Below are 24419 nucleotides of genomic sequence, written 5' to 3' on the forward strand. Positions count from 1 at the left end.
TTTTATTAGTTTTTAGTTAATTTTTTAAGGAAATAGATAATATTACAAATTATTCCAGAAAAATACTTTTTCTGATGCATTTTGTGTTTTGAACAATATCTCATTTGAGTAGCTGTCGTAGCAGGTAGCAGTGGTACAGATTTTAATGGTGATTGTTGTTTTGCGTTTATAAAGTGTTGCGTGCATTTATACTGTTTTGCCCATGTATGCCAAGGCTTGGTTGGTCCGATATAATGTATTAATATTGCTTGATCTAAATTAGGTAAATAGGCGTTATTTTTCTGTTTCAGTTCATAATTAATGCTTACTTGTTGATTGTACTTTCTATTAAGATATTTAACTTTATCAAGTAGTAGTAAATTCAAAACATCTTGATCGAGATGCGTAAATTTTTTTGATTTATTGATATCAGAAAGTAATTCTAATGCTTTGTCATTTATATTGAATTCCTGCCATTTATTTAAATTCATTAGTAAAAAACCAGCATTAAAATAACTTTTTGATAATTTATTTTCATCAAGGCGAATTGCACATTTATTCCACCAGATAGCATCTTTATCTGAAACCACATAAGCGATATTTTCCTCGAGTGGTAATGTAAATAACTCTTCTAATGATTTTGTGCATATTATATCTGCATCAATATAAAGAATTTTATCAATTTTTTGATAAAAATAATCGGCTATTATAAATCTAAAATAAGTTGCTATAGTCCAGTTTTTTGTGGTTGGAAGTTTTGACAAACTTACGTCATCAACTAAATACAGTGTTATATTGGTTTTATATTGTTCAGATAATAACTTTAGATTTTTTTCAAAATCGCACGATAAATGATTAGTAAAGATGTGAAAAGAAAATTCAAGATTACTATTAGATATTAAAATAGAAGAAATTGAAACAGCACAACCTAAGAAAAATTTTTCATCGATTCCGTAGGCTATATCCAGTTGATTAGCATTGCTACTATTATTGCTATAAAAAGTTATTTTTTTTTTAATAATATGATTAGCATCGAGATACATTGGTGACTTCCTATTTGGAATAATCCACAAATAAACGCATTTAATGAAAATAAGGATACTGTTGTTGTAAAAAATTAACTTGCTAATTAAATTAAAAATAAAATGAATTGAATTGAATTACATTACATATAAAGTCTAACTGATTAGATATTATACGCGTTGTATAAATAATACAAATAATATCTAATTTGTACAATAAATGGTTAGTAAAGATGTGAAAAGAAAATCCGAGATTAGTGCTAGATATTAAAATAGAAAAGATTGAAACAGCACAAACTAAGAAAAAATTTTTAACAATTCCGTAGGCCGTATCCAGCTGATTAACTTTGCTACTATTATATCTATAAAAATTCTTATTTTTTATAAAATGATTAGCATGGACATACATTAGTGATTTCCTATTTGGAATTATACATAAATGAATTGAGTTACGTATAATGTCTAATTCATTATTTATTATATATTAAATATAGACAATACAAATTAAATCTAGTTGAAAAAGAATTGAAATAAAATGATAAACAATATCGTTTATATAGTATAATTAGTGTTTTGATAAAACATTACCTTTTATGAAAAATAAACATAGTTCGTTAAACACAATTAAACAATTGTGGCCATTTATTTCTCCATATAAAAAAGCTTTAATAGTTGCTGTTATTGCACTTTTATTAAATGCTGCAACTGATGCAACGTTAATTTCACTAACTAAACCATTATTAGATAATGGTTTGATGGATAAAAATTATGAACTTTTAGTCCTTTTTTCAATTGGTATTATTGGTTTGATTGCTTTACGTGGGTTATCAAATTATTTTTCAACTTATTGTCTTTCTTGGTTATCGGGAAAGGTTGTAACTAAATTTCGTCAATTAATTTTTAATCATTTAGTCAAGAGTCCAACGAGTTTTCTCCATAAAAGTTCAATAGGGGATCTCGTTACACTAATTACTTATAATACGCAATTATTATCGAAAGCATCATCGGACGCCCTGATTATACTTGTTAGAGAAATTGCATATGCTATTGGTTTAGGTGTAGTAATGTTTTATGGCAATTGGAAATTAGCTTCAGTATTAATTGTTGTTGTGCCTGTAGTTATTTTTATTGCTCAATTTATAGCAAAAAAATTTCGTCATGCTCTAATTTCTATGCAAAAAGGTATTGGTACCATAACAACTGCTGCCGACGAGATGATTAAAGGGCATAAAGAAATTCTTGTTTATAATGCTCAAAAATATGAAAAAGAAAATTTTTATACCATTAACAAAATTTTTAGGCGAGGTCTATTGAAGATCGTTTTAGTTTCCGGATTATCCTCACCTATTATTCAATTGGTCGCTACAGCCGCTTTGGGGTTAATATTATTTCTTGTTGCAAATCAAACTTTAGATATTACACCCGGTTCATTTACTGTTGTTTTTTCCGCGATGGTTGCTATGATGAGACCATTAAGAGAATTAACTAGTGTTCACCTTGAATTACAAAAAGGTTCTGTTGCTTGTGAAGCACTATTTACTCTTTTAGACACTCCTTTAGAGGAAGATAATGGAAAAATTGAATTAAAAGATGTAAAAAATAATATTGTTTTTCGTCATGTAACTTATACCTATCCAAACAATAGTGTGCCATCTTTAAAAGATGTAAGTTTTAAAATTAAGAAAGGTGAAACAGTCGCTTTAGTTGGCCGCTCAGGCGCAGGCAAATCAACAATAGCCAGTTTATTACCAAGATTTTATGATATTGCTGAGGGGGAGATATTAATTGATTCGATCAATATCAAACAATATACTCTAAGATCATTGCGTAACCAAATTGGATATGTTTCTCAGCAAGTCCACTTATTTAATGGAACTATTGCAGATAATATTGCTTATGGTGCTAAAAATAAGTATACCAAACAAGATATTATTGAGGCTGCTAAACAAGCTAATGCAATGGAATTTATTGAAAAATTAGAAAATGGAATTGATACTGAGATTGGCGATAATGGAGTGTTGTTATCTGGAGGACAACGTCAACGAATTGCTATTGCGAGAGTTTTATTACGAAATAATCCAATTCTTATTTTTGATGAAGCGACTTCTGCCTTAGATAATGAGTCGGAAAGATTAGTACAACAAGCAATTGAACGTTTGCAAAAAAACAGAACTTCAATCGTCATTGCTCATAGATTATCAACAATTGAAAAAGCAGATCGTATTTTAGTTATTGATGGAGGACAGCTAGTAGAGGATGGGAATCACCAAACTTTGTTATCCCAAAAAGGAATTTATGCCTCAATGTATCAACTACAATTTAACTCTTAATTAAAATTATATTATGAAAAAAAATAATAAAACGATAAATAATGATATTGATCGAGACTTTTCGACGTTACATACGTTCTCTAAGTTATGGCCATATATAATTAAGCATAAACTTCTGCTCTTTTTTGCAATAATATTATTAATTTTAAGTGCTTTTGCAGATACATCACTTATTGGAATATTGCAACCTCTGCTAGATAAAGGGTTTGTTGAAAATGATCAGCACTTTTTATTTATGGCACCAATTTATATTTTTACTTTAGTTTTTCTTCGTGGTGCTGCAAATTATGGGTATTCTTATTTTTTATCACTGATTTCAAGTAAAATTGTGCTTAAAATTCGTCAAAGGCTTTTTAATCATTTTGTTGATGCCCCAGTGAGTTTTTATGATAAAAACTCTACTGGTCGGTTATTATCGCGTATAACGTATGATACCGATCAAGTAGCCTCTTCTTCTTCAGATGCTTTAATTACTATTGTACGTGAATCTGCATTTATTTGCGGCTTATTTTATACAATGTTTATAAATAGTTGGCAATTATCTCTATCTTTGATTTTTATTACACCTATTGTTATTGGTCTAATCACATTTGTATCAATAAAGTTCCGAAAAATGGCCAAAAACATGCAGAATTCAATGGGTAATGTCACGATGTCTGTTGAGCAAATGTTAAAAGGTCATAGAGAAATCATTCTTTTTGGTGCTCAAAATGAAGAGTCGGCTAATTTTGAAAAAGCAAGTAATAAATTCCGAAGGGATACGATGCGATTAGTTTCCATTTCTGCTTTGTCTACTCCAATAGTTCAATTAATTATATCGTTTGCCATCGCTTTTGTATTATTAATGGCGAGTAATCCAGATTTAAATATTACTCCAGGACAATTTACCGTTGTATTTTCTTCTTTAGTTGCATTAATGCAACCAATCAAAAGTTTAACAAGTGTTAATGCTGACTTTCAAAAAGGAATGGCTGCATGCCAAACTTTATTTTCAATATTTGATCAACCTATTGAGAAAGACAATGGCAATTTAACTATTGAACGAGTAAAAGGTAATATAGAATTTAAACATGTTTCTTTTACATATGAAACTAGACAAGAACCCGCATTAAAAGATATTAATTTTACAGTAGAGCACGGTAAAACTATTGCCTTTGTAGGTCGTTCAGGTTCTGGTAAAACGACTATAGCAAGTTTAATTACACGTTTCTATGATATAAGTGAAGGCGAAATTTTAATTGATAATCATAATATCCAGGATTTAACTCTATATAGTTTACGAAACCAAATTGGCTTAGTTTCTCAAAATGTTCATTTATTCAATGATACCATAGCTAATAATATTGCTTATGGACGAATAGGTGAATATTCACAAAGTCAGATTGAAGAAGCTGCTAAAAAAGCTTATGCGTATGATTTTATAAAAGAACTTGAGCATGGATTTGAAACTGTAGTTGGAGAAAATGGAATATTATTATCTGGAGGACAACGTCAACGCATTGCTATCGCTAGGGCTTTATTGCGTGATAACCCAATTTTAATTTTAGATGAAGCAACGTCCGCGCTTGATTCAGAATCGGAAAAAGCAATACAAAACGCATTGGAAGAATTACAAAAAGGGCGAACTTCAATTGTTATTGCACATCGGTTATCGACGATTGAAAAAGCGGATAAAATTCTTGTTATTGATAGTGGTGAAATTATTGAACAAGGAAATCATAATGAATTATTATCCCAAAATGGCTTATATTCAAAACTGTATGAAAGCAATTTAAGTTAGCCGATTAATTTGCTCAATTTTATTTATATATCTTAAATTAAAACAATTAAAATTAAATAGACTTTTTATGACGAGGTTTCATTAAAAGTCTATTCATTCTAAAAATTATTGATACTTTTTAATAAAACTCTGATATTCATAAGGTTGTCCATCTACAGATAGTATTAAATCATTTATTATTAATGATTGATCAATATCTACTGAATAACCTAGTAATTTACTAAATAAATAGACAATATTTGAAGTATTTATCATTTTGTCATTATTTCTGTAATTTTCTATCTCTTTACAAGGAAAATCATCGTATGTTGAATATATCATTAGTGGCACTTCAAATTGATTACTAAAGTTTTTTGATTTTCTTAATAAACCATGTCCTAAATCAACAATTTCACCATGGTCAGGAGTATAAATCAAAATGAAATTATCCAGATTCACTTTTAAAGTTTTATAAATTTTTTCTATTACTCTATCTGTATGATGAATAGTTAAATCGTATTTATCTCCATTAGGTAAATCTTGCGAATCTAACTGATCATAACCAAGGTTATAAGGTTTATGACTCCCAGCTAAATGAAGAACAATAAAGTTATTCTCATTTTTTTGAAAATTAGTTTCTATTAATTTTTCTGGGAGTTGAAGATCATCTTCCAAATTTTCAATAAATGTATTGCTAAGCTTAGCAATTATTGAATATTTACTACTATGAGCGCCCGATTCTCGTGTTTTTGAAATCCAAGATGTATGGTATTTCTGTATATTTGCCATTTCAATAATATTTTTTTCTTCTAATAAAGGTAATTCATTATTCGGTTTAGCAAATGACAATAACATTGGAATTGAATCTCTTGTTATTGAAGCCGGTGAATGCGCTTGCTCTATTACACAACTATTTTTTTGTGAGAAAATTTTACTCATATTGGGTGTTGTATTCTTTTCGTATCCATAAATGCTATGTCGACCTCTATATGCGGATTCACCTAAAATGAGGATAATATTTTTATATTTCCCATAAAGCATTGATTTATTATTTATTATTGATTGATTATACCTTTCATGTTCAATTACATTAGTGTATTTTTCTTTAAACCCAAAATAGGAAGTTAATAATATAGAAGTGTTTCCAATTACCATTGGATATTTCATTCGAATTGATTTATTCAGCGAAAAGAAAGGATCTATTTGAAAGTCTCTAACATGACGTTTATCTGATAAATAATAATAGAACGTATTTTTAAAAAAGAAAAAACAACAAATAAAAATTGCACCCCAATATAAAAATTTATTATTTAGATTGAGTTGAATTTTATTATAGATGGTAAAAGTAAATATTATTGAAAATAGAACTGCCGGAATTATGATAGGAAAGAGTTCTTGTAGAATCATTGTAACACTTTGCTCGGAGTCATTTTCCAAGGCCGATTTTAGAAGTGATTCTGAAATGTATCCATATTTAATACTGAAAAATAATTCAATACCTAAAATAAAGTTGAATACAAGGAATACAGAGTTTCTTATCCTGCCACATTTGTTTTTAATGAGTAGAAAAAGCAAGTATATAAGAAATGTATAACTAAAATTTTTCAAATTTTGAATGTTTATGATGTAAAAACTTATCAAAATAATTAAAAAATAAAAAACGACAAGAAATTTTTGTTTGTTTTGATGGTAAAAATCTATCTTTTTCAATTGATTGAACATAATTCCCTTATAAATTTTTAAAAAGCTATTTTATTCCAAACAATTTGATTAGATAAGTTATGTAATGTTTAATTGCTTGAATTATTTTTCCTTTTTTTAAGAATTGCTTTGCATATATCCTATAATCTACAGAGCGCATTTTATTTTTATAGGATTTTAATGATTGATTGCACCAAGGAGTAAAATGTTTGTAGAAACAATAAATATTTTGGGCAATACCGGTATGCTCTTGGTACCAAATTTTTCTTGCACCCGTAAAATGCACAAAATAAGGTAATGATTGTTTATTATGGAAAAAAGATTCTTTTTCTTGATCATTCATCCAAGTAAATAAATAATTCCATTTTACATCAATATAAGTAACTTGATCTTGTAAAACAATGTTCAGTGCATCCTGATCTGGATATAATAAATTAAAATTTTGAGGCGATAATAATATTTGATTAGCTTTATTTTCAGTATCAAACTTTTTCCAATTTTGGGTGTTTATGTATAAAAAGCCAGAGTTAAAATATTTTTCAGAAGCTAAATTTAAACGCTCTTTATTTTGTAACATATTATTTGCATCTAAAGAGTCGGGTGTTACAGCACAAACTACAGAATCTATATTGATATTCAAAATAGGAGATATATTACCAAAGCATAATATATCTGCATCTAAATAAATGAATTTATTAACATAATCAGGTAATAATCGTGGTACAGATAAGCGAATATACATCGAACGATTGATATGCTTTATTTTGTTGTTCTGGATGTCCGAGTATTTATTCAATTCATCAATAGGAATTGAATAAAGAGTAATTGAACTGCTGATTTGCTGTAATTTGTTTTTCTCTTCTTCTGATACATCATATAGAAAAACATGAAAATGAATATTATGGTGTTTATTATTAAGTATAATTGAAGTTATAGATACACCTACATGTTCAAAATAATTTGAATCTGTACAATATACAATATTAATAATACTATTATTCATTTCAAATACTCATAAATACAATTTTTTTAATATATCATAGCTATTTATTCATTACAAAATAGTTATACAAATATGAAATTGATAGTTAATTTTTTCATAATAATTGGTTATGCTACAATAAATCAAATTTCAAATTCTCGGTATTACTAGAACATGTTAGCAGAAAATCTTTTTATCAGTAAGACTATAACATTATTTAATAACGCTCTGACAGCTTTAGAAACCTTACACATTGCATTTTGTTTTGATGATAATTATGCAATGCCTGCCGGTATTGCAATGTCATCAGTGATAGTAAATAATCCTAATAAAAATCTGGTTTTTCATTTGTTTGCCAATAATGTATCAAATGAAAAAATCGAGCGATTCAATCAGTTAAATAAAGAAAATACTTCAATAATTTGTTATGAAATTAGTAATGAATTTTCGATTAATCCTGATACCTTAGTTTTACATGTTTCTGCTTCAACGTGTCTACGATTCGTTGTTCCGCAAATCTTGAATAAAGTGACTTCTCGTGTTTTATATCTTGATTGTGATGTATTATGTACCAATAATCTTGATGAACTTGTTTCTACTGATTTAACAAATAAGTTTTCAGCCGTTGTCCCTGATATCGGTAAAACACAAGAAAAGCAATGTGCGGCTTGCGATATCCCTTATGGAGAATATTTTAATGCTGGTATGATTTATATCAATACCGATATGTGGGTTGAACACCACCTAACTGAAAAAGCATTTAACATGATCAACAGCGGTAAAGTCTATAAATTTGCTGATCAAGATGTATTGAATATTTTAATGCAAGGTCAAACGGTATTTTTACCTAGACATTTTAACACCATTACTGCACTTACCGTTGGTGGTAATGAGGATAATCTTATTGAAGCCAATACAGCTATCATCCATTATGTAACAGGTAATAAACCTTGGTACCAACTCTATATTACACCACTTTATCAGCATTATATAGCTACTTCGCCATGGGCTAATCAAAAATTGTCATTGGCTAATGAAAATGCACCTTCAACCACAAGACGTTATGCAAAATTACTTGCTAGTCAACATAAATATTTAGCCGCGATTAAATATTATGTGCTTTACTTAATGCATAAAACAACCAAAAAACGTTAAGGAATAACTTTGTGATTGAAGTTGATAACTTTATTACTAAAAAAAATGAATTATTATCATGCGGTTTTGCATGTAAACAAAATGTATCACATATTTTATTATGTTTTGATGATAATTATGCTTTGTCTGCTGGTGTAGATATAATTTCGGTTATTGAAAATAATAAAAGGCATCAGCTTCATTTTCATTTGTTTACCCACAACCTATCAGAAGCTAATAGGAAAAACATCGCTAAAATCAAATCGGATAATACTTCAATAACAGAATATGTAATTAATGATCAGTTTAGCGTTGATCAAAAAAATACTGAACAGTTTCCTATTGCAGCTTGTATGCGATTAATTGCCCCAGAGATATTAAAAGATATTACTGCAAAATTACTTTATATAGATAGTGATACGTTATGTATTAACAGCTTTGATTTTATTAATGAAATTAATTTAGATGATGCAATTGTTGCCGCTGTCGCTGATGAGCAATATATGCAAGATTCTCAATGCAGTAAATATGATATCGTTATGGGAACATATTTTAATTCTGGAGTGATGTTGATAAATATACCTCTATGGTGTCAGGAAAATATCACAACTAAAACATTGACGTTATTGAATAGTGGTGAAAAATATCAATATCCAGATCAGGATGTTTTAAATATTGTTGTTGGTGAAAAAAGAATCATATTGGAAAAACAATATAACAATTTATTGGCTATTTCTATAAATGGTAATGAAGATTCTAATGTACCAGAAAATACGACTTTGATTCATTATATTACAAAAAATAAACCTTGGCATCAGCCTTACCGTTCAAAATTATTTGATTTTTATTTAGATAAATCACCTTGGAAAAACGACCCATTGCCTTTGTATAGTCGGAAAAAAACTTCCTCAATACGAGCCTATTCTCGATTGATGTTTAAACAAAAAAACTATTTGTCTGGGATAAAGCATTATTGTATTTATTTAAAAAACAAATTCATTAACTAATTGTTTGATAATGCTTTTTATGTTGAAATTTATTGATTATTAATAAATAATATTTAAAGTAATAAGAGTAAATTTAGCTATTTGATTAGGGTTTATTCATTACATTGATTATTAATTGTAAAATTTATTGTTTACTTATTTCAAATACATCATATTAGTTATAAGTAAACAATATTGTATATCTTTTTAACTTGGTAACTGTTATAGTATATCTGTTAATTAAGTTTTTAATCGTTCAATTCCATTACAATAAATTCATCCCATTTTGAAATGAAGTCATGATATTTTCATAGCGTTGTATTATCCCTTTAATCTATTTTTTATTTTTATTGGTATATTGAACTTATCTTTATATTAGGTGTGTTTTAAGTGATTGATGATTTTTCAGAAAATGGTTTGCTTGCGACGGCTATAGATGGTTTTGTTGCAAGAGAGCCACAAAGACGTATGGCAAATAAAGTCACTGAAGCAATCAACGCGCAACATTCTCTGGTGGTGGAAGCGGGAACCGGAACAGGCAAAACATTTGCTTATTTAGTGCCAGCCTTGCGTAGTGATAAAAAAGTAATTCTTTCGACGGGGTCAAAAAATTTACAAGAACAACTCTTTAGTAAAGATCTACCTATTATAAAAAAAGCCCTTAATTACACAGGTAAAATATCACTCCTTAAGGGGCGAGCTAATTATCTTTGTTTAGAGCGTTTGTATCATCAATATGCAGGCGCAGGCGATCTTGATAAAGATTTACGCGTCGATCTTGTTCGAGTTAAAAATTGGTCAATTAAAACTAAAGATGGTGATATTAGTAAATGTACTACTGTAACTGAAGACAATCCTGTTTGGTCAATTTTAACCAGTACTAACGATAATTGTTTAGGGAGTGACTGTGAACATTATAATGATTGCTATGTTGTCAAAGCGCGTAAACGAGCATTAAACGCAGATGTTGTCGTGGTGAATCACCATCTATTTTTAGCTGATGTAGTAGTAAAAGATACGGGGTTTGGGGAACTTATCCCGAAAGCAGATGTCATGATTTTTGATGAAGCACATCAGCTACCCGATCTAGCTTGTCACTACTTTGGGCAACAGTTAACCAGTCGGCAACTGTTCGATCTGGCTAAGGAAATAAATCTTGCATATCGCACTGAAGTGAAAGATATGGCACAGTTACAGCAGTGTGCGGATAAACTTCAAAAATGCGCACAAGATCTACGATTAGTCATCAACCAACATTCGCCAAAAGGGAACTTACGTTATTTATTCAATCAAGAAGCAGTAAAAAATGAGTTATCTTATCTGGTTGATGCCTTAAACTTTTGTCATGAAGTTTTATTACTAGCTGTGGGACGATCGTCAACTCTAGATAATTGTTTTGAAAGAATAAATCAATACCATACTCTTTTAAATCGTTTGCAGCAGACAAATATAACAGGTTTTAGTTATTGGTATGAGAGTTCTAATAACTATTTTATTTTTGCTTTAACTCCATTATCGGTGGCAGACAAATTCACTCAATTAATTGCTGAACGTGATGGAAGTTGGATTTTTACTTCTGCAACACTATCGGTTGATAATCGATTAGACTATTTTACTAAACGTTTAGGCTTAGATAATGCAGAGTCGCTCATTCTAGAAAGTCCATTTGATTATGCAAATCAAACTATTATGTGTGTTCCACGCTATATCCCATCACCAAATGAACAAGGAAATGCACAGAAATTGATCGATATTCTTTTACCCGTTATTGAAGCTAATCAAGGGCGTTGTTTCTTTTTATGCACTTCCTATGCAATGATGAATGCACTAGCCAAACAATTTCGAGAATTAACCACTTTGCCGGTATTGGTTCAAGGCGAAACCAGTAAAGTTAAATTGTTGGAGCAATTTATTCATAAAGGTAATGCATTACTGATTGCAACCAGTAGCTTTTGGGAAGGTATTGATGTTAGGGGAGACACCCTCTCATGTGTTATCATAGATAAATTACCTTTTACTTCGCCAGATGATCCTCTAATTAAAGCCCGTATGGAAGATTGTCAAATGCAAGGAGGCGATGCATTTAATGAAGTTCAATTACCTGAAGCTGTAATCACGTTAAAACAGGGGGTTGGGCGATTGATACGCCACCATAACGATCGAGGTGCAATTATCATTTGTGATAATCGATTAGTGATGCGAGCTTATGGTGCAACATTTATTAATAGCTTGCCACCTTCGCCAAGAACACGTGATATAAATAAGGTGATAAATTTTTTATTAGCTAAAAGTTAATTACAAAAATAAATTATTTTGGGAAAAAAATGAGTACTATTTTAGCCATTGATACCGCTACAGAAGCTTGCTCTGTTGCATTACTCTATTGTAATGAAATCACATACGATTTTAAAATTTCTGCCCGTGATCATACTAAGCAGATCTTACCTATGATTGACAATCTTTTAAAACAATCGGATTGCTCACTTTCTCAGGTAGATGCTGTAGCCTTTGGGGCTGGTCCAGGTAGTTTTACTGGTGTTAGAATTGGTATAGGTGTAGCGCAAGGATTAGCACTCGGTATTGATAAACCAATGATAGGGGTTTCAACCTTAATGACATTAGCTCAAGGGGTGTATCGTACCAGACAGATAACAAATGTTATTCCTGCGATAGATGCCAGAATGAATGAAGTCTATTTAGGTCAATATCAATACATCGATGACCATTGGCAAGCAATTATTCCAGAGTGTGTCATTGCGCCAGAAAAAGTAATAGATAAAGTTCAAGATATTCGTAATGATAGTTATAGCGCTGGTACTGGATGGCAAACTTATCCAGATATGCTGGAAAATATTCACACAAGCGATATTTTGTTACCACATGCTCAGGATTTAATTGTTATAGCCGATAAGAAGTGGCAAAAAGATGAATGGGTTAGTGTTGAAAATGCTGAGCCAACCTATTTGCGTAATGAAGTTACATGGCAAAAACTGCCTGGCCGTTAAAAATAAAAAGCCACCTAATGGTGGCTAAATGAATATCAAAAAACTATGTTCGCTTACTCACTAAATAGTCCTAAGTGCTCTTTAGCATAAGCTTCAAAATCAGTGCAACCACCAATTGGCTTTTCATCAATAAAAATTTGAGGAACTGTTTCTACTGGTTTGCCAACACTTTTAGAAAGATCTTCTTTAGTAATGCCTTCAGCATTAATATCGATATAACGATAAGAAAAATCATCACGTTCTTTAGACAGTTTTTCAGCTAACTCTTTAGCTCGAACACAATATGGACAACCTTGACGACCAAAAATTACAGTATACATTTTTCACCTCTGATAAATTATTTTTTGAATATATTGATACTATACTTTACTTTTTGAGAAAAAAAAGCAGTTAAATATAGTTGTTTTAATAGATTATATCTATTGATACTATGAGCTCATTATAAAGATCGTCTGTAAAAGAGATAACTTTAATATGTTTCTTTTATTCGTAGTATTTATTGGGTTAATTTATTATAACATTCAGAAAAATTGAAACTTTTTATATTCTGTTGTTAAACTTTTATACAACGATGCAAGTACAATCATTTTAGTGAAATGACAATTATCAAAACGGAACAGCTAAAATAAAACTAATGAGTGGAATGGAATCTTCAAAAAAATTTTTAATTGTTGTAAAAAAGTTTCAGGTTAACTATACGTTTCAGTATAAATTAGATATATATGCTTGGCAACTTCATTCGTCAACTGTACTAGATTCGTTTGGTAAGAAAGCGCAAAGCACACTCTATAATGATCTAAAAAATATCTTTAAAAATGACTAAATAAAAAATGCTTTGGATGAGTAATTTAAGAAACCTTCAAAATAAGAGATGAATAATATCTTTTATTAGCAAGTTTATTGCCACTTATACTTAAAAAAATAATCTAATAATTTAGAGATAAATTTTAATGACATAATAAACATTTTTTATTATGTTAATTGAAATTCAACCGCTATAATTTATTTTAATAAAAAAACTGGATATAGATATGTTAAAGAAATTATTATTGATGGTAATCATCTTTCCCTCCACATTATTTGCCGCTCAAAAAGAGTGTCCAGTTAAACCAAGCTATAACATCGCAATAAACAAAGAAAGTGTTCATATTTTCAATAAAAAAAATGATTTAATGATTAAATCTAACGGAGAAGTTATATTTAATAAGAAAACAGTTTTAGTAAAACCGCCACTCGAAAAACAAACCCAAAAATTCCAGACAAATTTGCGACAGCAATTACCAAAATTGGAACAAGAAGCATTAAGTCTTTTATCAGAAGTTAAAATAATATTTGAAAGCGCGATAAAAAATAAATTAGGTAACGATAATGAACTGCATCGAGAATTAAATAAATTATATAAAAGATTAGTCAAATTACTCCATAAATCTATAATAACAGAAAGTGGTAATACTCAATTTTATTACCAGAATTTTAATAATTTAAAAAAAGATGGTGAAGATATAGGTACGCATATTTTTTATAATGTAGTAGGTGGTAGCATTATAAATTTTGATTTTTTAAAAAATTATGGCGCAATAAAACAGATCTCGAAAAATGAATGGAAATCTCAGAAGTCTAAACTAAAAGCGTTTGATGCTCATATTTGTTCCGTTATAACGGATATTGATGGTCAATATCAACAAATATTAACTCAACTTAACCAATCAACCTATAAGTGAATAGACATTAATAAAAACTTTTGCGAAAATATCTAACTATTATCAATCCAGTTGAAGATGCAGAAGTTTATGACAGCCAATATTATTGATGGAAAATTTTTAGCGAAGCAAATCAGAGATGATATTGCTGATAAAGTAAAACAAAGAATTGAAAATGGTTTATCTGTTCCAGGACTTGCTGTAGTGCAGGTGGGGTCAGACCCAGCTTCAAAAATTTATGTTAGAAATAAGCAAAAGGCCTGTGATGATGTTGGATTTGCTTCTTTTTCTTATGATTTTCCTACTTCAACAACAGAAGAGTTATTAACTCTTATTGATAAACTTAATCAACGTGACGATGTCCATGGTATTTTAGTTCAACTTCCTTTACCGGATAATATTGATAAAACTAAAGTCCTTGAACGTATACATCCTAGTAAAGATGTTGATGGTTTTCATCCCTATAATATTGGTCATTTACTACAACGAGATCCGCTTTTACGTCCATGTACTCCTTATGGTGTGGTTAAAATGTTAGAATCAACTGGTATTAACTTATCAGGATTAAATGCCACCGTTGTGGGAGCTTCGAGTATTGTTGGTCGCCCTATGGCACTAGAGCTTCTACTATTAGGTTGCACAACAACGATTACCCATAGCCGTACCGTAGATTTAGCTAAACATGTCAGTAATGCTGATATTGTCGTTGCTGGTGTTGGTATTGCCAATTATGTCAAAGGTGAATGGATTAAACCAGGAGCAATTGTGATTGATGTCGGTATCAATCGATTACCCGATGGTAAACTCGCTGGGGATGTTGAATTTGAAACAGCAGTTGAACGTGCTGGTTGGATAACGCCTGTTCCGGGGGGCGTTGGTCCTATGACAGTTGCAATGCTAATGAGTAACACACTTGAAGCATGTGAAAAATTCGGTAAATAAATAGAGAACCATTCTTTTAATTTTTGATTTGTAAATGTAAGTTAAAAAATGAAGATAATAAGGAACATTTTATGATTATATTTCATACTTCTTTAGGTGATATAAAAATTGACACTTTTGAAGATAAAGCGCCAGAAACAGTTAAAAATTTTGTTGAATATTGCCAAGAAGGTTTCTACAACAATACGATCTTTCATCGCGTCATAAATAATTTTATGATTCAAGGTGGTGGTTTTGAACCAGGTATGAAACAGAAAAAAAACAAAGATCCGATCAAAAACGAAGCCGATAATGGTTTGAAAAATAATCGTGGCACACTAGCCATGGCTCGCACATCCGACCCTCATTCCGCTACTGCGCAATTTTTTATTAATGTCGTTGATAATGATTATCTGAATTATCGTTCATCTGATATTAATGGTTATGGCTATTGTGTTTTTGCGCAAGTGGTTGATGGTATGGACGTGGTTGATAAAATCAAAGGTGTAAAAACAGGACGCAGCGGTATGCATTCAGATGTGCCTGTTGAAGATGTAATCATTAAGAGTGTAACGGTTGAATAATCCAATCCGTTATTTTATTGCAGATATTCATCTAACGGATAATGAGCCTGCTTCGGGTTATTTTGATATAACCGCAGGCTTTTTATCTTTCTTAGAGAGCTTACCTGATTGTTGCGAACTTTATATTCTTGGTGATTTATTTGATTACTGGATAGGTGATGATGTTAATACAAAGTTACACCAAGAGATTTCATTTGCATTGCGTTCACTAACAGAACGGCAAATTAAAACCTATTTTGTTCATGGTAACCGCGATTTCCTGTTAGGCGAAAGATATGCTAAATCATGTAATATGACGATTTTATCAGATATTAACTATTTACCTACTAGTGATAGTAATATTCTCTTTTTACATGGTGATCTGTTATGTACGGATGACCCGCAGTATCAAAAATTTCGTAACATTATGCATAAAAAATGGTTACAAAAACTTTTCTTGAAACTTCCACTCTTCATTCGTTTAAAGATTGCTGGCAAATTGAGACAAAAGAGTAGTTCTTACAATCAAATTAAGTCAGAAAATATCATGGATGTGAATCAACAAGCCGTCGAAAAGATGATGCTCAAATATGATGCTAGTATTATGGTTCATGGTCATACACATAAGCCAGCAACGCATCAATTTTTAGTTAACGGTAAACCTGCTAGTCGTTTGGTATTAGGAGCTTGGCATGATGGCGTATCTTATATTAAACAAGACAGTAATTGTGATACATTGCAGCTTTATAACCACTCTTTTAAATAATCGCTCTGTAAAATGTTATGAGTGTCCCCGTAAGTCAGTAATTTTCCTTGTTCTAAAATAACCACATAGTTTGCTATACGTTTAACTTCATTAATGTTATGAGTAACGTAAATTATAGGTACTTTGAACTCGTTAACTAATATATCAATATAGTTTAATAACTCTTTTTTTCTTGGCATATCTAATGCCGATAGTGGTTCATCCATTAATAATAATCTAGGATTGGTTAATAACGCCCGACCAATCGCCACTCGCTGTTTTTCGCCACCAGATAACATCGCAGGATAGCGTTTTAACAAGTGGTTAATGTTGAGCACATTAATGATTTCATCGAATTTTTGTCGATTAATATTTTTTGCGCCATAAGTGAGATTTTTTATTACTCTCAAGTGAGGAAAAAGTAAAGCATCTTGAAAAACAGTACCAATATTTCTTTGTTCTGGGGGAACAAAAATATTTTGTTTAGTGGCAACTAATGTCACATCATTGAGTGAAATTTTGCCCTGATCAGGTTTAATTAAACCATTTATTAAGTTAATTAGTGTTGATTTCCCCGCACCTGAAACACCTAAAATGGCGGTCACACCTTGACAAGGAACCATTTGCTTAAATTCAAAGGAAAAAGTGGTCAATTGTTTAACAACATCTATATTAATCATCATTTATTGTCCTGATAATTTCCTTTTATGCCAACGGTTTAACATTTCTGATAAAAATAGCGCAACCAAAGATAGAGCAATTGAAATAATGCATAGCCTTAAAGCAGCATCTTCTCCATTAGGCATTTGCAATAATGTATACATTGCAAGTGGTAAGGTTCTTGTTTCACCTTGAATATTTGATACAAAAGTAATAGTGGCACCAAATTCGCCAAGACAACGTGCAAAACCTAAAACTGTGCCCATTAAAATACCGGGAAAAGCTAAAGGTAGCGTGATTGTCATAAATACTCGTAAACGATTTGCACCTAGTGTGCGTGCGACATTTTCTAAACGTAAATCAATTGATTCTATCGCTAAACGAATTGATCGAACCAATAATGGAAATGCCACCACAGCAGAAGCTAAAGCAGCACCTTGCCAATTAAAACTAAAGCTAATATCTAAATAGTGATTTAACCAACTGCCGATTATACCGTTGCGTCCCATAGTTAATAGCAATAAATAACCAAGTACTACCGGCGGTAAAACTAAAGGCAAATGTATAATGCTATCAAATAGCGATTTACCATAAAACTGACATCTAGCTAAAATCCAAGCGGTCAAAATACCAATAGGCAAACTAAATAGAATTGCTACTCCAGCTATTTTTAGACTAAGTAGCAATGTTTGCCATTCAAATACGGTCAATATCATAATAATTCGTTACTATTTAGTTACAAACCCGTATTTTTCAAAAATCGTTTTCGCTTGTGGTGATTTTAAATATTGGTAAAAATCTTTTGCTTCAGGTTTTAATAAAGTAACGGGATATTCAATAGATGTAAAAGTTTCGGCCGGAAAGACGCCTACAATTTTTACTTTATTACTTACTTTTGCATCAGTACTATAAACAATACCTAATGCTGCTTCACTACGTTCAACCAACATCAATGCATCACGGACATTACTCGCAGAGGCAAATTGTGGTGCAAGTTTGTCAAATACGCCTAAATGAGTTAGCGATTCTTTAGCATAAAGTCCTGCTGGTACATGATCGGGATCACCTATTGCTAACCGTTCTCCTTTAGGAAGAATCTCACTCCAATTGGTATTGACATCAATTTCAACTTTGTCTAATTTTGATTGCACCGGTGCAATTAAAACTAACGCATTTTTAAGTAAATCTTCTTTATCTTTAACTAATTTATTTTCAATAAGGTAGGTCATCCATTTTTGGTCGGCTGACATAAAAATATCGGCAGGAGCACCTTGTTGAATTTGTTTTGCCAAGACTGATGACGAGGCAAACGAAAAAACGATATCAACATTTTCATGATCTGTTTTATATTCTGACGCAATATCTTGCATCGCATTGGTTAATGACGCAGCTGCAAATACTGTAACTTTTTCAAGTGCCTGTGTTGTAAAAGTTGATATTAAAGTCGTTATAGCAATAATAAATATAGAGATTTTTTTCATTCTATTCCTCACTGCTCAAGATAAATTGTCGTGATTGGTTAATAATGTACGTTATGCTCATTTTACTGATATCAATTGTTATTTTTTAGAAAACATACAAAATGAATCATAGTACAAAAACATAGTAACATTTCGTTATATAAAATAAAACATATCGATGTAATTGAGCGTATTGATAATAAACAAATGAATTTGAAAAAATCTAATTTTGTATTAAAAAGTAATAAAGGTAGCTAGGATGAAAGTTATCTAATTGAATTATTGATTTTCTTTATCAAAAAACAATTATTTCACACAAATTTTGTAGGAAGTAACAAAAGGGTCTACAATACCTAAATTGTTTTTCAATAAAGCTATTTTTTAAAGTTTATCAAGGTATACAAATGCTCTTCTCGCCCGATATTTTGTTAACACTCAATTTGAACCAAGAACTTTTTATTGATCCAAGGCGGATTGCTTTACTCAAAGCCATTGAGCAAACAGGTTCATTAAGTCAAGCAGCAAAACAAATTGGTCTAAGTTATAAAACGGCTTGGGATGCAATTAGTGAAATTAATAGACTAGCAACCAAGCCTTTTTTAATTACTGCAACTGGCGGTAAAAATGGTGGTGGTACTAAATTGAGTTCCTATGCAGTAAGATTTATTCAACTTTATGATCTTTTAACCCAATTACAACATAATGCCTTTAATATATTAAATGATGATAATGTACCACTGGATGATATTTTAAAAGCCACCGCAAGATTATCATTACAAACCAGTGCTCGAAATCAATTGTATGGTAGTGTTAAACACATTGAAGCGAATCATGTTGCTGGATATATTACTGTTAAATTAAGTGATAACCAAACAGAATTAAAAGGTTATATCACGCAACAAAGTATTGAAAGATTAAAGTTAAGTGTGGATAAAACAGTATTGTTATTAATCAAAGCCCCCTTAATTGAGTTAAATGATGCCAATGAAAATAACTTATCGGTTAAGGTTGAATCCATTAAAACTGACAATGAATGGACTGAAATTGAATTTTCATTGCCATCAGGTATGACGCTTTATGCAAGCAAATTAACTGAAGAAATCAAGCAGTATGATTTATACAAAGGTAAATCGCTAACAATATCAATCCATCCTCAGCATATTATTGTTGCCACATTAGTTTAGTAAAACGAGGTCATTATGTTAACCATTGAAAATGCTCACTACAAAATAAGTGATTATAAAGTTTTCACTATTGAATCACTCACTATTAGTCCCGGTCAAAGTATTGCTTTTGTTGGCCGCAATGGAAGTGGAAAGTCTATATTGGCTAAAGCACTTGCGGGTGAACAAAAATTATTGTCGGGTCAAGTGATTAATCAATTTGATTCAGTGGCTTATATCTCGTTTGAACAGTTACAAAAGTTAATTGAAGAGGAATGGCAACGTAATAACACTGATATGCTTAGTGACGATGAAAACGATACTGGATTAACCACTCAACAAATTATTCAAGAAAATAAAAAAGACGAAATACTTTGTCAGAAACTTGCAGAACAATTTGGGATAAGCCATTTGTTAAATCGGCGATTTAAATATCTTTCAACAGGTGAAACTCGTAAAACACTCATCTGTCGAATGTTAATGTTAAACCCACAATTATTAATTTTAGACGAACCATTTGATGGCTTGGATATCTTATCGCGCGAAAATTTAGCAGAAAAACTTGGTCAATTAGCCAAACAAGGTATTTCAATGGTATTAGTATTAAATAGATTTAATGAAATCCCGACCTTTATAGAAAATATTGGTCTTTTAGTTGATTGTCAGCTATTGAAATTTGGCCCTAAAGCAACCATATTAAATGATGAAATTGTTAAGCAGCTAGCAGATTTAGAAAACCTGCCTAATATGCCGTTACCCGAAGCAGACGAACCACCAATTCAATTAGCCGATCAATTAGTGCGTGTAAACTTAAATAATGTTTATATTCAATATGATGAAAAATTTATCATTAATGGATTAACGTGGCAGGTAAAAGCCCATGAAAATTGGCAAATTGTCGGACCAAATGGTGCAGGTAAATCAACATTATTGAGCTTAATCACAGGAGATCATCCGCAAGGTTATTGCAATGATCTCACTTTATTTGGTCGCAAACGTGGTTCTGGCGAAACCATTTGGGATATTAAACGGCATATTGGTTACGTGAGTAGTAGTTTGCATCTCGATTATCGTGTAAGTACAAGTGTTAAAGCTGTATTAATTTCTGGATATTTTGATTCGATTGGGGTGTATCAGGCTGCCAGTGATAGGCAAGCGAAATTAGCTGATGAATGGTTACATCTACTAGGTCTTAAAGATCATGCTGATAAGCCTTTTCAATCATTATCATGGGGACAGCAAAGATTAATATTGATAGCAAGAGCGTTGGTTAAACACCCAACATTACTCATTCTAGATGAACCTTTACAAGGGTTAGATCATCTTAATCGAGAATTAGTAAAATGTTGGATCGATCGATTAATAAATGAAGGTCACACACAATTGTTATTTGTTTCTCATCATGTGGAAGATGCCCCAAAATGCATCACTCATCGATTAACATTTGTTCCTAATTTTGATCATAGCTATCAATATAAATTTGAAGTACTGAATTAGTTATTAGTTTTGAACTATTAAAGTTGATTTAAAAAATAGAAATAAACTTAAAAAAAAAGGTGTTTTTATTATGGATTTTTTACTTGATCTTAGAAAAAAGTTTATAGCTATTATACTTAGAGAGTTATCCCCTTTACCTGTGGATAACTCTGTGAGTAGTTTATTGAAAAAAGCTCAGAACCCAAGAGCTATCAGGTTTTAAGTTGGTTTGGTTACATGTTAGTCATGATTTTGTTTATTGTTATTTATCAACGTTTTATATTAAATCAAGCTGTTATTTTTGAACAAATCTGATAAGCGTTTTTGTTAACTGAACAAAAAATATAAGATTTTAAAAGGTCAAGTCTTTTTGGGGATAATTTTTATTAATAGGTAAAATATTAGGTTACGATGTAATGAAAAAATTCAAATTGTGTTCCGAATTCAAACCTGCTGGTGATCAACCAGAAGCAATAAAAAGGATTAATCAAAACCTTGATGATGGAATTGCACATCAAACATTATTGGGTGTAACAGGATCGGGTAAAACGTTCACTATGGCGAACGTAATTGCTCATCACAATCGCCCTACAATTATTCTTGCGCCAAATAAAACATTGGCAGCTCAATTATACGGTGAAATGAAGGCTTTTTTCCCTGAAAATGCTGTTGAATATTTTGTTTCTTATTATGACTATTATCAGCCTGAATCTTATGTGCCTTCAACTGATACATTTATTGAAAAAGATGCATCAATTAATGAGCATATTGAACAAATGCGTTTATCAGCGACCAAATCATTGCTTGAACGTCGTGATGTCGTGATTGTTGCTTCTGTGTCTGCTATTTATGGATTAGGTGCGCCTGAAACCTATATGTCCATGATATTGCATCTAACTAAAGGTACGATTACCGATCAACGAGCAATCCTAACACGCCTTGCTGAACTACAATATACTCGCAATGAAATTGGGTTTAGTCGTGGTACGTTTCGGGTGCGTGGGGATGTGATCGATATTTTCCCTGCTGATTCAGATGAACTTGCTGTGCGCGTTGAACTATTTGATGATGAAGTTGATCGTATTGTGATGTTCGATCCATTAACAGGGAGTGCTGTGAATGAGGTATCACGCATTACTATCTATCCAAAAACTCACTATGTTACGCCAAGAAATATTATGGACAATGCGATAGCGCAAATTAAGCAGGAGTTAAAAGAGCGTCAAAAGATACTACTAGATAACAATCGCCTTTTAGAAGAACAACGATTAACGCAACGTACACTTTTTGATATTGAGATGATGACAGAACTTGGTTATTGCTCAGGGATTGAAAATTACTCGCGTTTTCTATCGCAACGTAATCCAGGCGATCCACCGGCAACATTATTTGATTATTTACCAGCAGATGGATTACTGTTTATTGACGAATCGCATGTGGCAATTCCACAGCTTGGTGCCATGTACAATGGTGACCGATCCCGTAAACTGAATCTGGTTGAGTATGGATTTCGTTTACCATCGGCGTTAGATAATAGACCTTTAAAGTTTTCTGAATTTGAAAATATTATGCCGCAAACGATATACGTATCGGCTACACCAGCGAAATATGAAATTGAAAAATCTGGGGGAGAAATCATTGAGCAAGTAGTGAGGCCAACAGGTTTATTGGATCCAATTATCGAAGTTAGACCTGTTGCAACACAAGTGGATGATCTCTTATCAGAAATTAAACTCCGAATTAATAATGATGAGCGAGTGTTAGTTACTACATTGACCAAACGAATGTCAGAAAACTTAACAGATTATTTATCAGAGCATAATGTGAATGTTAAATATTTACATTCAGATATCAATACTGTTGAACGAATGGAAATAATTCGTGATTTACGTCTTGGTAAAGTCGATGTATTAGTGGGCATTAACTTATTGCGTGAAGGATTAGATATTCCAGAAGTTTCACTGGTTGCCATTTTAGATGCTGATCGGGAAGGTTTTTTGCGTTCGGAAAGCTCATTGATTCAAACCGTTGGCCGGGCTGCGCGTAATGTGAATGGGAAAGCGATCTTATATGCTGATAAAATTACACCCGCAATGCAGAAAACAATCGACGAAACGGCTCGTCGACGTAAAAAACAGCAAGATTTTAATACTAATCATGGCATAACACCAAAATCAGTTAGCAAAGAAATTAAAGATATTTTGGATGCAGGATTGAGCACTAAAAAAGCGACAGCTAAAATACAGGCGTTTGAACCAGGTAAACCGTATAATTATGTGTCGGTTAAAGAAGTACAAGCGAGAGTTAAAGAGCTTGAAGCAATGATGTACGAAGCTGCACAAAATCTCGAGTTTGAAAAAGCGGGTGTATTACGTGACGAGATCAAAAAATTACGTGCAGATTTTATTAAAGTATCTTAGTTAATCATCGAACAAGGAAATTATGATGACAATTATTCGAATTGATCCACAAGATCGTTGGTCAGAAGCAGTGATTCACAATAATGTTATTTATTACACCAGTGTGCCAAGCAATTTAATCCATGACGCTTATGAGCAGACTAAAAGTGCCCTTGCGGAAATCGATAAAATATTAGCCAGTACAAACAGTGATAAAAGTCATATTTTAGATGTAACAATATTTTTAGTTAATAAAAGTGATTTTCAAGCGATGAATAAAGCTTGGGATGAGTGGGTAGCTAAAGGATCTGCGCCAGTGCGGTGTACCGTGCAGGCTGGCTTAATGAATCCTGATTATTTGGTTGAAATAAAAATCGTTGCTGCTATAAAAAATTAAATTACTACATTTCCGCCATCATTGATGGCGGATCTAT

The 24419-nt window shown here is 31.5% G+C and carries 21 protein-coding genes; 14 read left to right on the forward strand and 7 right to left on the reverse strand.

The genetic code is table 11. From position 1 onward, the window contains the following. Positions 1-5 precede the first annotated feature (5 nt). Positions 6-1022: a glycosyltransferase gene (locus GAPWK_RS03915; RefSeq protein ID WP_025314980.1), complete on the reverse strand. Its 1017-nt coding sequence runs from the start codon at positions 1020-1022 to the stop codon at positions 6-8. A gap of 572 nt (positions 1023-1594) precedes the next feature. On the opposite strand from GAPWK_RS03915, the gene msbA (GAPWK_RS03920) reads away from it, so the two are divergent. Together msbA (GAPWK_RS03920) and msbA (GAPWK_RS03925) are read left to right on the forward strand one after the other, a co-directional pair. Next, positions 1595-3331, forward strand: coding sequence for a lipid A export permease/ATP-binding protein MsbA (gene msbA / locus GAPWK_RS03920; protein ID WP_025314981.1), 1737 nt, complete (start codon positions 1595-1597; stop codon positions 3329-3331). Positions 3332-3344: 13 nt separating this feature from the next. Beyond that, positions 3345-5111, forward strand: a complete 1767-nt coding sequence (gene msbA, locus GAPWK_RS03925; RefSeq protein WP_202961685.1) for a lipid A ABC transporter ATP-binding protein/permease MsbA — start codon at positions 3345-3347, stop codon at positions 5109-5111. Between the two features lie 105 nt (positions 5112-5216). On the opposite strand, the gene GAPWK_RS03930 is transcribed toward msbA (GAPWK_RS03925), so the two are convergent. Beyond that, entirely contained in the window at positions 5217-6497 is a 1281-nt protein-coding gene (locus tag GAPWK_RS03930; protein WP_158413574.1) for a phosphoethanolamine transferase, read from the reverse strand. Between the two features lie 340 nt (positions 6498-6837). Then, positions 6838-7794, reverse strand: a complete 957-nt coding sequence (locus GAPWK_RS03935) for a glycosyltransferase family 8 protein (RefSeq protein ID WP_025314984.1) — start codon at positions 7792-7794, stop codon at positions 6838-6840. Between the two features lie 153 nt (positions 7795-7947). Here GAPWK_RS03935 and GAPWK_RS03940 point away from each other — a divergent pair, with 153 nt between their 5' ends. The 4 genes from GAPWK_RS03940 (at position 7948) to tsaB (ending at position 12898) form a co-directional block, all read left to right on the forward strand. Beyond that, the gene (locus GAPWK_RS03940) at positions 7948-8928 is read left to right on the forward strand and encodes a glycosyltransferase family 8 protein (RefSeq protein WP_025314985.1); all 981 of its coding nucleotides are present in this window, start codon (positions 7948-7950) and stop codon (positions 8926-8928) included. Between the two features lie 11 nt (positions 8929-8939). Further along, complete coding sequence (locus tag GAPWK_RS03945; RefSeq protein WP_025314986.1) at positions 8940-9914, forward strand: glycosyltransferase family 8 protein; 975 nt, start codon at positions 8940-8942, stop codon at positions 9912-9914. 369 nt (positions 9915-10283) lie between these two features. Then, on the forward strand, positions 10284-12188 hold the full coding sequence (locus GAPWK_RS03950) for an ATP-dependent DNA helicase (RefSeq protein ID WP_025314987.1): 1905 nt from the start codon (positions 10284-10286) through the stop codon (positions 12186-12188). Between the two features lie 29 nt (positions 12189-12217). Beyond that, entirely contained in the window at positions 12218-12898 is a 681-nt protein-coding gene (gene tsaB / locus GAPWK_RS03955; protein WP_025314988.1) for a tRNA (adenosine(37)-N6)-threonylcarbamoyltransferase complex dimerization subunit type 1 TsaB, read from the forward strand. A gap of 53 nt (positions 12899-12951) precedes the next feature. Here tsaB and GAPWK_RS03960 read toward each other — a convergent pair whose 3' ends face one another. Further along, positions 12952-13218: a GrxA family glutaredoxin gene (locus tag GAPWK_RS03960; protein WP_025314989.1), complete on the reverse strand. Its 267-nt coding sequence runs from the start codon at positions 13216-13218 to the stop codon at positions 12952-12954. Positions 13219-13929: 711 nt separating this feature from the next. Here GAPWK_RS03960 and GAPWK_RS03970 point away from each other — a divergent pair. The 4 genes from GAPWK_RS03970 to GAPWK_RS03985 all read left to right on the forward strand — a co-directional run bounded on the left by GAPWK_RS03970 (position 13930) and on the right by GAPWK_RS03985 (position 16848). Next, positions 13930-14619, forward strand: coding sequence for a YggN family protein (locus GAPWK_RS03970; protein ID WP_025314991.1), 690 nt, complete (start codon positions 13930-13932; stop codon positions 14617-14619). A gap of 69 nt (positions 14620-14688) precedes the next feature. Then, a complete protein-coding gene (gene folD / locus GAPWK_RS03975) occupies positions 14689-15540 on the forward strand; it encodes a bifunctional methylenetetrahydrofolate dehydrogenase/methenyltetrahydrofolate cyclohydrolase FolD (protein WP_025314992.1) in 852 nt (283 codons plus the stop codon). A gap of 71 nt (positions 15541-15611) precedes the next feature. Beyond that, the gene (gene ppiB / locus GAPWK_RS03980; protein ID WP_025314993.1) at positions 15612-16103 is read left to right on the forward strand and encodes a peptidylprolyl isomerase B; all 492 of its coding nucleotides are present in this window, start codon (positions 15612-15614) and stop codon (positions 16101-16103) included. After that, positions 16096-16848: a UDP-2,3-diacylglucosamine diphosphatase gene (locus GAPWK_RS03985; RefSeq protein WP_202961686.1), complete on the forward strand. Its 753-nt coding sequence runs from the start codon at positions 16096-16098 to the stop codon at positions 16846-16848. Before ppiB ends, GAPWK_RS03985 begins: the two co-directional genes overlap by 8 nt. Here GAPWK_RS03985 and modC read toward each other — a convergent pair. The 3 genes from modC to modA are packed head-to-tail and all read right to left on the reverse strand — an operon-like array spanning position 16827 to position 18980. Continuing rightward, positions 16827-17510: a molybdenum ABC transporter ATP-binding protein gene (gene modC / locus GAPWK_RS03990; protein WP_051516227.1), complete on the reverse strand. Its 684-nt coding sequence runs from the start codon at positions 17508-17510 to the stop codon at positions 16827-16829. The genes GAPWK_RS03985 and modC overlap by 22 nt on opposite strands. Beyond that, positions 17511-18203, reverse strand: a complete 693-nt coding sequence (gene modB / locus GAPWK_RS03995; protein ID WP_025314996.1) for a molybdate ABC transporter permease subunit — start codon at positions 18201-18203, stop codon at positions 17511-17513. A 12-nt stretch (positions 18204-18215) separates the two neighbouring features. Then, positions 18216-18980, reverse strand: a complete 765-nt coding sequence (gene modA / locus GAPWK_RS04000) for a molybdate ABC transporter substrate-binding protein (protein ID WP_025314997.1) — start codon at positions 18978-18980, stop codon at positions 18216-18218. Positions 18981-19351: 371 nt separating this feature from the next. On the opposite strand from modA, the gene GAPWK_RS04005 reads away from it, so the two are divergent. The 4 genes from GAPWK_RS04005 to GAPWK_RS04020 all read left to right on the forward strand — a co-directional run bounded on the left by GAPWK_RS04005 (position 19352) and on the right by GAPWK_RS04020 (position 24382). Then, on the forward strand, positions 19352-20131 hold the full coding sequence (locus GAPWK_RS04005) for a TOBE domain-containing protein (protein ID WP_025314998.1): 780 nt from the start codon (positions 19352-19354) through the stop codon (positions 20129-20131). A 15-nt stretch (positions 20132-20146) separates the two neighbouring features. Beyond that, positions 20147-21607 (forward strand): molybdate ABC transporter ATP-binding protein ModF, encoded by a 1461-nt coding sequence (gene modF, locus GAPWK_RS04010; RefSeq protein ID WP_025314999.1) that lies wholly within the window; start codon positions 20147-20149, stop codon positions 21605-21607. Between the two features lie 395 nt (positions 21608-22002). Further along, positions 22003-24006 carry an excinuclease ABC subunit UvrB gene (gene uvrB / locus GAPWK_RS04015; RefSeq protein WP_025315000.1) on the forward strand — a complete coding sequence of 668 codons (2004 nt, stop codon included), beginning with the start codon at positions 22003-22005 and terminating at the stop codon, positions 24004-24006. A 25-nt stretch (positions 24007-24031) separates the two neighbouring features. Beyond that, the gene (locus tag GAPWK_RS04020) at positions 24032-24382 is read left to right on the forward strand and encodes a RidA family protein (RefSeq protein ID WP_038517156.1); all 351 of its coding nucleotides are present in this window, start codon (positions 24032-24034) and stop codon (positions 24380-24382) included. Positions 24383-24419 lie beyond the last annotated feature (37 nt).

Source organism: Gilliamella apicola (assembly GCF_000599985.1).
GTDB lineage: Bacteria > Pseudomonadota > Gammaproteobacteria > Enterobacterales > Orbaceae > Gilliamella > Gilliamella apicola.